Annotated in this window: 12 protein-coding genes and 1 tRNA gene; 11 read left to right on the forward strand and 2 right to left on the reverse strand. The window is 57.0% G+C overall.

Annotated features, from left to right (window positions below; translation table 11 throughout):
• Nucleotides 1-27 precede the first annotated feature (27 nt).
• From ACLPGZ_RS05560 to ACLPGZ_RS05610, 11 genes are all read left to right on the forward strand, one after another.
• Nucleotides 28-873: a MurR/RpiR family transcriptional regulator gene (locus tag ACLPGZ_RS05560; protein WP_009454338.1), complete on the forward strand. Its 846-nt coding sequence runs from the start codon at nucleotides 28-30 to the stop codon at nucleotides 871-873.
• A 21-nt stretch (nucleotides 874-894) separates the two neighbouring features.
• Nucleotides 895-2,142: a diaminopropionate ammonia-lyase gene (locus tag ACLPGZ_RS05565; protein WP_429641042.1), complete on the forward strand. Its 1,248-nt coding sequence runs from the start codon at nucleotides 895-897 to the stop codon at nucleotides 2,140-2,142.
• Complete coding sequence (locus tag ACLPGZ_RS05570; RefSeq protein WP_115633608.1) at nucleotides 2,139-3,383, forward strand: Zn-dependent hydrolase; 1,245 nt, start codon at nucleotides 2,139-2,141, stop codon at nucleotides 3,381-3,383. Before ACLPGZ_RS05565 ends, ACLPGZ_RS05570 begins: the two co-directional genes overlap by 4 nt.
• Nucleotides 3,384-3,461: 78 nt before the next feature.
• Nucleotides 3,462-5,060, forward strand: a complete 1,599-nt coding sequence (locus ACLPGZ_RS05575; protein WP_429641043.1) for an ABC transporter substrate-binding protein — start codon at nucleotides 3,462-3,464, stop codon at nucleotides 5,058-5,060.
• Complete coding sequence (locus ACLPGZ_RS05580; RefSeq protein ID WP_009454334.1) at nucleotides 5,057-5,998, forward strand: ABC transporter permease; 942 nt, start codon at nucleotides 5,057-5,059, stop codon at nucleotides 5,996-5,998. Before ACLPGZ_RS05575 ends, ACLPGZ_RS05580 begins: the two co-directional genes overlap by 4 nt.
• Nucleotides 5,999-6,025: 27 nt before the next feature.
• Nucleotides 6,026-6,865 (forward strand): ABC transporter permease, encoded by an 840-nt coding sequence (locus ACLPGZ_RS05585; protein WP_009454332.1) that lies wholly within the window; start codon nucleotides 6,026-6,028, stop codon nucleotides 6,863-6,865.
• Between the two features lie 24 nt (nucleotides 6,866-6,889).
• On the forward strand, nucleotides 6,890-8,533 hold the full coding sequence (locus tag ACLPGZ_RS05590) for a dipeptide ABC transporter ATP-binding protein (RefSeq protein ID WP_429641044.1): 1,644 nt from the start codon (nucleotides 6,890-6,892) through the stop codon (nucleotides 8,531-8,533).
• A gap of 150 nt (nucleotides 8,534-8,683) precedes the next feature.
• Nucleotides 8,684-9,619, forward strand: a complete 936-nt coding sequence (locus ACLPGZ_RS05595; RefSeq protein ID WP_060185009.1) for an N-carbamoyl-D-amino-acid hydrolase — start codon at nucleotides 8,684-8,686, stop codon at nucleotides 9,617-9,619.
• On the forward strand, nucleotides 9,610-10,791 hold the full coding sequence (locus ACLPGZ_RS05600) for a YgeY family selenium metabolism-linked hydrolase (RefSeq protein WP_429641045.1): 1,182 nt from the start codon (nucleotides 9,610-9,612) through the stop codon (nucleotides 10,789-10,791). The genes ACLPGZ_RS05595 and ACLPGZ_RS05600 overlap by 10 nt, the downstream gene beginning before the upstream one ends.
• A gap of 19 nt (nucleotides 10,792-10,810) precedes the next feature.
• Nucleotides 10,811-12,343, forward strand: coding sequence for a M81 family metallopeptidase (locus ACLPGZ_RS05605; protein WP_429641046.1), 1,533 nt, complete (start codon nucleotides 10,811-10,813; stop codon nucleotides 12,341-12,343).
• A gap of 213 nt (nucleotides 12,344-12,556) precedes the next feature.
• Nucleotides 12,557-12,633 (forward strand) — tRNA-Pro (locus ACLPGZ_RS05610).
• Nucleotides 12,634-12,728: 95 nt separating this feature from the next.
• Here the strand turns inward: ACLPGZ_RS05610 and ACLPGZ_RS05615 are convergent.
• Nucleotides 12,729-13,451 (reverse strand): zinc ribbon domain-containing protein, encoded by a 723-nt coding sequence (locus ACLPGZ_RS05615; protein WP_009454248.1) that lies wholly within the window; start codon nucleotides 13,449-13,451, stop codon nucleotides 12,729-12,731.
• A 36-nt stretch (nucleotides 13,452-13,487) separates the two neighbouring features.
• The gene (locus ACLPGZ_RS05620) at nucleotides 13,488-13,685 is read right to left on the reverse strand and encodes a hypothetical protein (RefSeq protein WP_302356788.1); all 198 of its coding nucleotides are present in this window, start codon (nucleotides 13,683-13,685) and stop codon (nucleotides 13,488-13,490) included.
• Nucleotides 13,686-13,735: the final 50 nt, after the last annotated feature.

Raw genomic sequence — 13,735 nt, forward strand, 5'->3', positions numbered from 1 at the left:
AAACAAATTTCAATTTTAGGTTGTGTCATGGTCATCAAAGATTCGATCCTGGATATTCTCGATGTCCTGCCCAGCGCGGAGCGGCGGTTGGCCGATGTGGTCCTGTCTCATATGGGGCAGCTGGCTACTTACTCCGCCCAGGAACTGGCCGAGAAAGCAGGTGTATCGGCGGCTACCGCGGTGCGCTTTTTCCGGCGTCTGGGTTTTAACGGCTTTAACGAATTCCGGGTCACGGCCCGCGAGCAAATGGGTGACGGCGCTCCCTTCAAGCGTCTGCACTCCATGTCCAGCAGCGGTATTCAGGCCGATATGACGCCGTTTATCAATGCAGACGTACAGAACATTTCCACGACCTTCCAGAACATTACTGAACAGCATCTGGACAACTTCACCCAAGCCGCCCTGAAAGCACGACGCATCTGGGTGTTTGGTTTCCGCAATGGCCAGATCCTGGCGTGCTACGCCCACTCTTTACTGCAGCAACTGCGCCCGGATGTGCATCTGGCGGTGGGCACGGTGGCCCATCTGACCGAGCAACTGGCCGATGTGGAAGCAGGGGATCTGGCCCTGGTGATGGATTTTCGTCGCCGCTCGGTGCTCCTGCCTTCCTTGGTGGAGCATCTGCGGGGCGAGTCGGTACAGATGGCTTTTTTGACGGATGGCCTGGAAAGCTCCTTGCTGCGTTCGCAAGACATCGCATTCACGGTGGCAACACGCGGGGAGTACTTGTTTGACTCGCATACCGGCACGCTCAGCCTGATCAATTACTTGGTCAGCCGGGTGGCTCTGCAGGCCGAGACGCAGGTTGCCCGTAAGTTGCAGAAGATTGAATCCATCCATCGCAGTTTTCAGGACTTGAAGTCCAATAATTAAACCCATAAAAGTGGAGCAGACATGAACAAACATGCCGTTCGGGAGCAAGGCGCGGTGCAACTGTATCTGAACCCTCGTTGCGTTCAGGACAGCCAGGAATACGACGCTTCCTTGCAATCGATTTTGTCGGTAGCCGCCTTCGAGCAGGCTCAGGCCAGCATTGTGCAGTGGCCCGGTTACGCGCCTACCCCTTTGCGTCATTTGCCCGGTCTGGCCGCGCAGATGAAGGTGGGTGGGGTGTATTACAAGGATGAGGCCGGTCGGTTTGGTTTGGGCAGCTTCAAGGCTTTGGGCGGTGCTTATGCCGTCAATCGTTTGCTGTTGCGTCAGTTGCAAGCTCATACCGGCAATGCCAGCCTGACGCTGGATGATCTGAAGAGTCCTGCCCACAAGGACTTTATTGCTGGTTTGACCGTGACCTGCGCGACCGATGGCAATCATGGCCGCTCGGTGGCTTGGGGGGCGAAGAATGCCGGTTGTCAGTGCGTGATCTATATCCATGAACATGTCAGTACTGGTCGTGAGCAGGCCATTGCCTCTTACGGGGCAAAGGTAGTACGCGTGCCCGGCAATTACGATGATTCGGTGCGCCAGGCTGCTGAAGATGCCAAAGAGCATGGCTATTTTGTGGTGTCCGATACGTCCTACCCGGGCTATATGGATGTGCCCAAGGATGTGATGCAGGGCTACACCGTGATGGTGCAGGAAGCGCTGGATCAGATTGCTTCGGGCAAGCCGGTGACTCACGTCTTTATTCAGGGTGGTGTGGGTGGTTTGGCTGCCGCTGTATGCGCCCATATGTGGGAGCGTCTGGGAGCGCAGCGTCCCCGCTTGATTGTGGTGGAACCCAACAAGGCCGATTGCCTGTTCCAAAGTGCTGTTCAAGGTAAGCCCGTCACGGTCACCGGTGATTTGAATACGGTGATGGCCGGTCTGGCTTGCGGCGAAATCTCCTTGCTGGCCTGGGAAATTCTGGATCCCGGCACCTATGCCTATATGACGCTGGAAGACGATGCCGCCTTGCAAACCATGCGCCGTCTGGCCCGTGCCGATAAAGGTGATGCGCCGATTGTGGCGGGTGAGTCTGCCGTGGCCGGTGTGGCGGCTTGCATGGCTGCGTGCGAGCAAGCGGACTGGCGTCAGGCATTGGGTATTGATGAAAACAGCCAAATTATGTTTTTTGCCAGCGAAGGCGATACCGATGCAGAGCTGTATCAGCGCATTGTCGGTATGAGCGCCAAAGAAGTGCTGGCTCAGGAGCCAGTATGAACAGCCCAGCCAGCACTTGTTTAGCCATTAATGGCGAACGCCTGCTGCAGCGTATTGCGCAGTTGGCGCAGATTGGTGCAATCGACGGGGGCGGCGTCTGCCGCCTGGCCCTGACGGATGAGGACAAGGCGGGCCGCGATCAGGTGGTCAGCTGGATGCGTGATCTGGGCATGAGTGTGGAGATTGATCAGATCGGCAACATTATCGGGACACGCGCTGGCCGTCTGGATGTGGCGCCGGTCATGACGGGTTCGCACATCGATACCGTGCGAACTGGCGGACGCTACGACGGCAATCTGGGCGTGCTGGCTGGACTGGAAGTTGTGGCCAGCTTGAATGATGCCGATGTGCAACTGGATCGTCCCTTGCAAGTGGTGGCCTTTACCAATGAAGAGGGAGCGCGCTTTGCTCCGGACATGATGGGCAGTCTGGTGTTTCAAGGTGGCTTGTCCTTGCAAGAGGCGCTGGACACCGTGGGCATTGATGGCACGACCGTGCGCGAGAACCTGGAGCGTATTGGCTACGCCGGTTCCATGCCTTGCGGCCAACCTGATGTGCATGCCTATATGGAACTGCATATTGAGCAAGGTCCGGTTCTGGAGCATGAAAGCATTGATATCGGTGCCGTGACTGGCGTGCAAGGGATTTGCTGGTTGGAGTTCGAGGTGCAAGGTGTCTCCAACCATGCTGGCACCACGCCCATGCATTTGCGACATGACGCCGGTGTTGTGGCGCAACAAATTGGCAGTTTTGTACGCCAGTTGACTGAGCGTTACGGCCCGCCGCAACTGGGCACAGTAGGGCGCTGCGAGCTGTTTCCGAATCTGGTCAATGTGATCCCCAGCAAAGCCGTGTTCACCGTGGATTTGCGCAATGTGGACAAGGCCAGCCTGGATCAGGCTGAGCAGGAAGTGCTGGATTTTGCCCGACAGGCGGCCGAGCGTGAGGGTGTGCAGATCAAGCATCGCCATTTGGCCCGCTTTGATCCGGTGCAGTTTGATGAACGCTTGATTAGCAAGGTCGAGCAACACGCCAAGGATCTGGGCTGCTCGGTCAAGCGCATGCCCAGCGGTGCCGGGCACGATGCGCAGATGCTGGCTCGCTCCTGCCCCACAGGCATGATTTTTGTACCGAGTGTACGTGGTTTGAGCCACAACCCGGCAGAGTTTACCCACGATAAAGACCTGATAGCGGGATGTTCGATTCTGCTATCGACCTTGGTGGAGCTGGCCCGTGAATAAGCAGTAACCCCCCTGATGACGGGACCGCCGCCACAAGAGCAAAGGCGGACCGCTTTTAACTACCTGGAGAGACAAAACATGAGCAACCTGCTTAAGGACCGCTTGCGTCCTGCCAAATCGTTAGCCGCTGTCTGGGCTGCCCTTGCCATCACGGCGATTGCCCCTGCGGCCGTCAGTGCGCAAACCACGCTGACCGCCGTGATGGAAGCGCCACTGCGCTCCCTGGACCCGGTCATTACGACCTCCTACATTGTGCGTAACTACGGTTATATGGTGTACGACACCTTGCTGGCGGAAGATGCGCAGGGGCAGGTCAAACCCCAGATGCTGGAAGGCTGGAAAGTGTCCGAGGACGGCCAGACCTACACCATGACCTTGCGTGAGAACCTGCGCTGGCATGACGGCTCGCCCGTAACGGCTGAAGATGCGGTCGAGTCCATCAAGCGCTGGATTCAGCTGGACAAGATGGGCCAGATCATGACGGAGTTCCTGACCAAGATGGAGGTCGTGGATGACCGCTCCTTTGTGATGCAGTTCTCTTTCCCGACCGACATCGCGTTGCGCGCCATGGGCAAACCCAGTTCCTTGCCCTTGTTTGTCATGCCCAAGGAGGTGGCACGCACGCCGGTCAGTCAGGCGATTACTTCTACGGTGGGTTCGGGACCATTCCGATTTGTGGAGAAGGAATATCGCCCAGGTGTGCAGGCTTTGTTCGAGAAAAACCCGGACTACGTGCCCCGCAATGAGCCTGCCAGCGGTTTGGCCGGTGGCAAGCAGGTCAAGGTAGATCGTGTGCGATGGGTCGCCATGCCCGATGCCATGACCGGGGTGAACGCGCTGCGCAGTGGCGAGATTGATGTGATCGATCAGGTTCAGTTGGACCTCTTGCCCTTGCTGCAAAACGAGTCGGACATTGTTCTGAATGCTTCTACGGCTCGGGGCGCGCAGACTGAAATGCGCTTTAACTTCCTGCAGCCGCCATTCAATAACAAGCAAGTGCGTCAGGCCGCCATGATGGCGCTGAACCAGAAGCCCTTGATGCAGGCGCAAGTGGGCAACCCGGAATACTTTGAAACGTGTGGTGCCGTGTTTGGATGCCACAGCGTTTTCCCGTCACAAGCCGGTTCTGAAGCCTACTTCAAGGGGGATGCTGCCGGTGCGAAAAAGCGGCTGGAGCAGGCCGGTTACAAGGGCGAGCCCGTGGTCTTGCTGCATCCCACCGACTTCCTGACTTCGCCCGTGGTGCCGGTGATTGCCCAGCAACTGCGCAATGCCGGGTTCACCGTCAATGTGGAAGCCATGGACTGGCAAACCGTGCAGACTCGCCGCACCTCCAAGCGTCCCGTGCAAGAGGGGGGCTGGAGCATCATCACCACCTATTCCGGGCTGGTGGATGTCAGCAATCCGCTGAGCTTCATGGCGGTGGCCTCCAACGGCGACAAGGCCTGGTTTGGCTGGCCGGATGTCCCTGCCATTGAAAAGACACGCATGGAATTTGCCCGCGCCAGTGGCGAGTCCGAGCTGGGGCGTTTGGCCACGGACTTGCAAAAACACATCATGGATGAAGGTGTGATCGTCCCTCTGGGTGAGTTCAAGATGGTCAGCGCCGTGCGCAAGAACCTGAATGGCTTTCTGCAAACGCCGGTTCCGGTCTTCTGGAATGTGGAGAAGCGATGATTGGGCTTATTTTCAAGCGCGTACTGGCCACCATCCCGGTATTGCTGATTGTGGCGCTAGTGATCTTTGTGGTCCTGCGCATGACACATGGCGATGCTGCTGTTCTGGTGGCGGGGGATAACGCGACGGATGCACAGATCGCGGAAATCCGTCATCAGATGGGGCTGGACCAGCCAGTGCCGGTGCAGTTCGTGCAATGGCTGGGCAGCATGGTGCAAGGGGACTTTGGCACGTCCCTGATCTCCAGCCGCCCGGTCAAGGATCTGGTGCTGGATCGTCTGGGACCTACGGTTTCGCTGACCTTGTTGACCCTGGCCTACACCTTGGCCATTTCCATTCCGCTAGGAGTGTGCTCGGCCTGGTATCGAGGCAAGTCGCTGGATCGCTTTGTGATGGCAGGGTCGGTGGCGGGCTTTTCCGTGCCGGTATTCATCGTGGCTTATTTGTTGATCCTGCTGTTTTCGCTGGAGCTGCGCTGGTTGCCGGTACAGGGCTACAAGCCCTTGAGTGAAGGCCTGTGGGAACACCTGCGGCATTTGATTTTGCCGGCGGTGTCCCTGGGTACGGTGTACATCGCCCTGATTACCCGCATTGTGCGCACCAGTGTGATCGACACCTTGAACGAGGACTACATCCGCACCGCCCGTGCAAAAGGCTTGAACGAGCGTCGTGTCCTGACACGTCATGCCCTGGGCAATGCGGCAGTTCCCATCCTGACGATTATCGGCATCAGCATCACCATGCTGATCGGCGGGGTGGTGGTGACCGAATCGGTCTTCAACATTCCGGGGCTGGGGCGCTTGGTGCTGGATGCGGTGCTGTCGCGCGACTTTACGGTGATTCAGAGCCTGATCGTGCTGTTTTCGCTGGTGTATGTAGGGGTGAATTTGCTGATTGATATCTCCTACATGCTGGTCGATCCCCGTATCGATTATTGAGCCCTCGCTTTTTACAGGTAGAACAATATGCAAAAGCTCAACAAATTGAAGAAAGTGGTCGCCAGCAATTCGGCCCGTGCCGCCTTGCTGTTCCTGATCCTGATGGCCGCCATGGCGATCTTTGCCCCGTTTCTGGGTACGCAAGATCCTACCCAACTGGACCCTAGCGTGCGTCTGCAACCGCCTTCCGAGCAGTTCTGGCTGGGGACGGATGCACTGGGTCGGGATCTGTATTCCCGCGTGGTGTATGGGGCGCAAGTGTCCTTCATGGTGGGGTTCGGTGTCCTGGCCATCAGCGTGTTCTTTGGCGTGATTCTGGGTTCACTGGCGGGTTACTTCCGCCGTCTGGACGCCGTCATCATGCGAGTGATGGATGGTGTGATGGCCATCCCTGGCATCTTGCTGGCCATTGCGCTGGTGTCGGTGTCCGGTGCCAGCCTGACCACGGTCCTGATCGCCATTGCCATCCCGGAGATCCCACGCATGACACGGTTGGTGCGGGGCGTGATTCTTAGCGTGCGTTCCGAGCCCTATGTGGAAGCGGCCATGACGGTAGGGACTTCGGCCTACGTGATCTTGTCGCGCCATATGTTCCCCAACACCTTCGCACCCTTGATTGTGCAAGGTACTTACGTGTTTGCCTCGGCGGTGTTGTTGGAAGCGATCTTGAGTTTCCTGGGGGCGGGCATCCCTCCCGAGATGGCCTCCTGGGGCAACATCATTGCCGAAGGTCGCCTGTACTTTCAGCTGATTCCCGGCATCGTGCTGTACCCCGGCATTGTGCTGTCCATCACCATTCTCAGTATCAACGTCCTGGGCGACGCCTTGCGCGATGCTCTGGATCCCAAGCTGGTCACACGGCTGTAAATGACGAGGGCAGGAGACATAACAATGAATACCTCTACGACCAAGCCCCACTGTGTTTTGTCGGTGAAGGACTTGTGCATCGAAACTAAAGCGACTAATCCCCGCCAGTTGGTGAACAAGCTCAGCTTTGATGTGTATGCAGGCGAGACCCTCTGCATTGTGGGCGAGTCCGGCTCGGGCAAATCCTTGAGTTCCTTTGCCATCATGGGCTTGTTGCCGCCCGATACCTTGCGTGTCAGCCAAGGCAGTATCGAGCTGATGGGCGAGAACCTGCTGACCATGAACAAGGAGCATTTGCTGTCCTTGCGGGCTTCGGCCATGTCCATGGTGTTTCAGGAGCCCATGACCGCGCTGAATCCGGTGCAGCGGGTGGGCGAGCAGATCGACGAAGTGATCCGTATCCACGAGAAGAGCAGTTCCCGGCAGGAGCGTCGCCAGCGTGTGATCAATATGCTGGAGCGCGTGCGTTTGCCGGAGCCGGAAAAACTCTTCATGGCCTATCCGCATGAGCTGTCCGGCGGTCAGCGCCAGCGCATCATGATTGCCATGGCCCTGATCTTGCAGCCACGTTTGCTGATTGCGGATGAGCCTACCACCGCGTTGGACGTGACCACGCAAAAGCAGATTCTAAGCCTGATCAAGGAACTGCAAAGCGAATGCGGCACCTCGGTCATTTTTGTGACGCACGACTTTGGTGTGGTGGCCGATATTGCTGACCGGATTCTGGTGATGAAGCGTGGCGATAGTGTGGAGATGGGCACGTGTCAGCAGATTCTGTCCAACCCCAAAGAAGCCTACACCCGCTCCCTGATTGCGTCTGTTCCCAATGTGCATCCGCCTGCAAAAGAGGAAGTGCAAAACGAGATCGTGCTGAGCGCCCGTGGTTTGGGCAAGGTCTATGGCTCGGATTGCTGGTTCTCCAAAGGTCGCAAGATGCATGCGCTCAGCGACATCAATCTGGATATCCGCCGAGATGAAGTGCTGGGCGTCGTGGGGGAGTCCGGCTCGGGCAAGTCCACCTTGGCGCGCTGCATTATTGGCCTGGTTGAGGCCAGTTCCGGGCAGATTACTCTGAACGGTGAAACTTTACCCGCCGCCTGCAAGGATCGCAGTCTGGCGCAGCGGCGCAAAGTGCAGATCGTGTTTCAGGACCCGTATCGCTCTTTGAACCCTCGCGTGACGATTGGCCAGTCTTTGACCGAGGGCATGCACAACATCGGTGTAGATCCCAAAGTCGCCATTGAGCGCGTGACCGAGGTCTTGTCCATTGTGGGCCTGGATGCCGATGTGCTGGAGCGCTATCCGCATCAATTCTCGGGCGGCCAACGGCAGCGACTATGCCTGGCCCGCGCCATTGTAATGGAGCCGGATGTGCTGATTGCGGACGAATCCGTGTCGGCGCTGGATGTGCTGGTGCAAGAGCAGGTGCTCAAGTTGCTGGTCGATATCAAGCGCAAAACCGGCGTTGCCATCCTGTTCATTACCCATGACTTGCGTGTTGCCGCGCAGATTTCCGATCGCATTGTGGTGATGCAAAAAGGCCGGATTGTGGAGGCCGGGGACCCAAGCCGTGTCATTAGCCAGCCTAGTCAGGCTTACACCCGTGAACTGGTGGAATCCGCACCCGGTGTGCATTGGGATTTTCAGAATTTTTGTGCTTATGCCTGATTGATGCGCGTGTCAGCGCAGCTGGGGGCTGAGCCTTGTGCGCAGCCCGGCGCGCAGTCTGTTTTCGATTTCTGGCCCTTGATTGAGAGGGGCCGGGCGTTCCGAATCCCGCCCAGGGCGGATCTTAATTGTTGATGGAGTTCATATTTCATGTCCAGGTTTGTCAATGTAGCTGCGGCCCAACTGGGTCCTATCGCGCGCAACGAAACCAAGAAGCAGGTGGTTGACCGCTTGCTGGCCCATTTGTATCAGGCCAAGAAAATGGATGTTGATGTGGTGGTGTTTCCCGAGCTGGCACTGACCACGTTTTTCCCGCGCTGGTTCAGCGAGGATATTTCCGATTTTGATTGTTTTTACGAAACCCAGATGCCGGGGCCGGACACCCAGCCCTTGTTTGATGCCGCTGCCAAATTGCAGATAGGTTTCTACCTGGGCTATGCCGAGCTGGTCATTGAAAACGGCGTAAAGCGTCGCTTTAACGTATCCATTCTGGTCGATAAAACCGGCACGATTGTGGGCAAGTATCGCAAGGTGCATTTGCCCGGTCATGGCCAGGACGAGCCCTGGCGTGCTTTCCAGCATCTGGAGAAATACTACTTTGAACCCGGCCACGAGTTCGGCGTGTGGTCGGCCTTTGGGGGCGTGATGGGCATGGCCTTGTGCAATGACCGCCGCTGGTCAGAAACCTACCGCGTCATGGGTTTGAAGGGCGTGGAAATGGTCATGCTGGGCTACAACACGCCGGTTCATAATCCGCCCGCACCCGAGCACGACGACCTGTCCATGTTCCATAACCATCTGGTGATGCAGGCCGGGGCCTATCAGAACGGCACCTGGGTGGTGGGCGTGGCCAAGGCGGGTAGCGAAGAGGGCATCGAGATGATTGGGGGCAGTGCCATCATTGCACCGTCTGGCGAGATTGTCGCGGCTTGCTCGACCAAGGGTGACGAGCTGGCCATTGCCCGCTGCGATCTGGATCTGTGCCATTCCTACAAAAGCACGACCTTCAACTTTGAGCGTCATCGTCGACCAGAGGCTTATGGTTTGATCAGCTCGCAACGTGGAGCGGTGGTGCCATGGGCGTGAGCGAACACAAGCAAATGGATCTGGCCTGGGACGCCGTCAGCCTGACACAGGCCTTTGTGCGCATTCCCAGCCTGTCCGGGCAGGAACAGGCCATGGCGGACTTTGTGCAGCAAGTCATGCGGGACTTGGGCTTTGATCAAATCAGTGTTGATGAAAAAGGTTCGGTGCTGGGCTTTGTGGGCCCGGCCCAGGCCCCGCTGGCGCTGTTATTCGATGCTCATATGGATGTGGTCCCTATTGCTGGAACCTGGACGGTGGAGCCTTTTGGAGCGCAGATCAAGGATGGCCGCATGTATGGGCGCGGCACCAGTGACATGAAGGCAGGCTTGGCCGCTGCTCTGTGTGGCGCGGCGGCAGCGGCTCGTAGCGGCGCCTTGAAACAGCGTATTGCCGTGTCTGCCAGCGTGATGGAGGAAGTGATCGAAGGCTATGCCTTGTCTCATGCTCTGGAACAATGCACGCCCGGTGCCGTGGTGATTTGTGAGCCTTCGCGTTTGCGCATCATGGTTGGGCAGAAAGGGCGGCAGGAGATTCTGTTGCGTCTGCAAGGCCGTCCAGCGCATGCAGCCTTGCCTCATCTGGGGGTGAATCCTATTCAGGCAGCAGCCAAAGCTATTTCTGCTTTGCAGACACTGGATTTGCCCAAGGATGCGCAAGTCGGCCAAGCCTTGTTGGTGCCCACTGACATTATTTCCGACCCGCATCCTTCAATTTCGCTGATTCCTTCTTCCGTTATCGTGCGTTTTGATCGCCGCACCCTGGTGGGGGAAAGCAGTGAATCGGTACTCAAGCAAATGGAGCAATGCTTGCAAGCGGCAGGCGTGGAGGGCTTTTCGCTGGAACTGGTGGACAGTCAGGTACAAACCTATACAGGCCAGCAGGCCAGCCCGGAGCGGGACTTGCCCGCCTGGCGATTGGATGAGTCGGCTCCTTTGGCGCAAGCCATGGTGCAAGCGGTCCAGCAAGCTGGGCGTGTGGTGGAAATGGATACCTGGTGGTTTTGCACCAATGGCTCCGAGTCCGCCGGGCGACGTGGCATTCCCACCATCGGTCTGGGACCGGGCGAGGAAGCGCAGGCGCATACGGCGGATGAGTCGGTGGCTATCGATGATGTTCTGGGGGCCAAGGACATTTACGAACAGCTTTGCCTTCAACTGGCGGGACAAGCGTAAGAGCAATCGGAGACAAGTGATGCGTATTGCAGTAGCGGGTTTTCAGCACGAGACCAATACCTTTGGCCCGGCCATGGCAACGATGGCGGACTTTGAGCATGGGGGCGGCTGGCCAGGTATGTGCCGCGCCGAGGCCATTGAGCCTGCCTTGCGTGGTGCCAACATCCCCGCAGCCGGGTTTATGGCCGCCGCCGCACAAGCCGGGGTCGAGTGCGTCCCGCTACTGTGGGCCGCCGCCAGTCCTTCCGCGCCCGTCGAGGCAATGACTTACGAGGCAATCGTGGCGGAGATTCTGTACCGCCTGGAGCAAGTTCTGCCCGTGGATGCGGTGTATCTGGATTTACATGGCGCCATGGTAGCTGAGCATCGCGATGATGGGGAAGGGCATTTGCTGGTTCTGGTGCGCGAGATGGTGGGACCGGATGTACCGGTGGTCGCCAGTCTGGACTTGCACGCCAATGTCAGCGACACCATGCTGGCGCAGGCCGATATGCTGGTGGCGTACAAAACTTACCCGCATGTGGATATGGGGCAAACGGGCGAGCGGACTTTCCAGGCGCTGATGCGTTGTCTGCAAAGCGGTCGTCGCCCGGAACTGGCCTGGCATCGACTGCCCTTCCTGATCCCGGCGATCTGGCAAAGCACCGAGATGGAACCGGCTGCCAGCCTGTACCGTCACTTGTCATCGCTGGAAGAAATAGAAGGTGAGGGGAGCGTGTCCTTCGCCATGGGCTTTCCTGCTGCGGACGTGCCCGAATGCGGAGCGGTTTTGTGGGCCTATGCGCAGACGCAGGAAGAAGCCGATAGCCGTTTGGCAGGCTTTCTGGATGAGGTGCTTGATAAAGCCCAAGGCTTCCAAGGCAAGCTGTACGAACCGGACGAAGCTGTGCAATGGGCGCTGAGTCATCCCGGCAAAGGCCCGGTGATTATTGCCGATGCCCACGATAACCCCGGCGGCGGTGCTAGCTCCGATACCTGTGGGCTCTTGCGTGCCTTGCTGAAAGCCAAGGTATCCGATGCGGCTTTAGGCTTGATCGTGGATCCGGAAAGCGCTGCTCTGGTCCACCAGGCAGGGGCCGGTAAAAGCATCGAGCTGTCCCTGGGGGGTAAATCCGGTGTTCCCGGTGATATGCCCTTGCATGCACGCTTCTATATCGAGTCCGTATCCGATGGTCAGTTCTCCGCCACCGGCCCGTACTACGCAGGTTGTGCCATGAACCTGGGGCCTAGTGCCTGTTTGCGCATAGAGGGCGTGCGTATCGTTCTGGCCTCCTACAAGTCGCAAATGGCAGATCAAAGCATGTTCCGTTTTGTGGGGATAGAGCCGGAGCAAATGAAGATACTGGTCTTGAAAAGCGCTGTACATTTCAGGGCGGACTTTGGCTGTATCAGTGACCGTATCATTGTCGGAGCCGCCCCGGGAGGCGTTTCCATGCGCACGACAGACCTGCCATGGGAACGCTTGCCGGCAGAGCGACTGCTGTATCCCGGTGGCCCCAGCCTGTCTCAATGGCGAATCATGCAATCAGAAGGGCGGGCCTGTTCACAATAGCTTTGCATTTTTTACCCAAGTAGGTATACTCCTGCCTTCACGGTTTTGATGCGGATTAGCTCGGTAAAATGAGCTTCGAAAATCAGACCGCCTGTTCAGACAAGTGTGGATTTCAATCGGCACCGGGATTAACTATCAATAATCTCGAATCGAAAGAAAAAATCTAAAAAACACTTGCAAGAAAGGAAGAACAGGGTTATAGTTTAATTCTTTCGGGGCGTAGCGCAGCCTGGTAGCGCACTTGCATGGGGTGCAAGGGGTCGAAGGTTCAAATCCTTCCGTTCCGACCAAATTTAAAAAGGTCTACAGCATTTTTGCTGTAGACCTTTTTTTATTGCTGTAGTGGTTTTATGGGATGTACCCGCCAATGGCGGGTAGAGCAGGATCAGGCTTTCAAAGGAATAACGCTCCAGGAGGCGTATTCTCCAAAATTCGCCCGGCAATGCGGGCAGGTTTCGCTGAGCAAAGGGATTATTTGGTCGCAATTTGGACATGTGCCTTTAGGACCGAGGTCAGCAAGCCGCTTGTTTTCCCGACGCGCTTGTTCTGCTTCCAGAGCCGGGTCTGGCCAATTTGGCGAAGAGAGCAGTCTTGCCTTGAAGGTTTCTGCTTCTGCGTCGGAAATTGTGCCGCTGATCAGTTGATCCTCGATCACTCTTGCTCTTTCATGGCGCCATTGGGTGTTCAGAAAGCGCAGGCGGACAAAGATACCGCCCAGAAATATGCGTAGCGCTGCGGGTTCCATCAGGCTGTAGTGCAGATGGAGTTCACCAAAGTTCGTGGTCAAAACAATAAATGTTTGTGTCGTTTTCTTGCTGGTTAAGGCATTCAAGACACCTGCTATTGCCATCCCGGTCAGTGCCCCATCGACATCGAATCCACCTCCAATAAAACCTCCGCCGCTTACGACTGTGCCGGGACCATTGACAGAGAGATCGGCCACTTCGATTAGAGAGAAGGGGATGGTTCTGGTAGCCGAGTTGCAGCTTACCGTGTCACCTTCAAAAACGAGATTGACACTATCGCCGGGTAGAAACGGAAATCCGGGAGCGCCCAGGACGGTGCATTCATGAAGAATGATGGGGGAGTTTTGAGCTTGATTGGTCATCTGCGTACGGCCGCTTATCTATTTGGAGTGACTGTTTTAAAACTGGAACTTTTGGGGAGCACCGGATTCGCTTATTTCCATTTCGATGCAGCTCTCTAAAATGGAATAACTGCCGCCGGTCGTGCGTGCCACGCGGTCGCAATAAGTGCTTGTCTTGCTAGGGACAGACTCCCAAATTCTTTTCAAGTTGTTGTAGGCAGTCTGCTCCATTTTGATGCATTCGTTTGCGATCATTGCCGAACCTCCTGAAACAGCGGAGACGCTTTCACAGTAGGAGTTTGGGT

It is taken from the genome of Alcaligenes sp. Me129, from assembly GCF_050487245.1.
In the GTDB taxonomy this organism is placed as follows: domain Bacteria; phylum Pseudomonadota; class Gammaproteobacteria; order Burkholderiales; family Burkholderiaceae_B; genus Alcaligenes; species Alcaligenes phenolicus.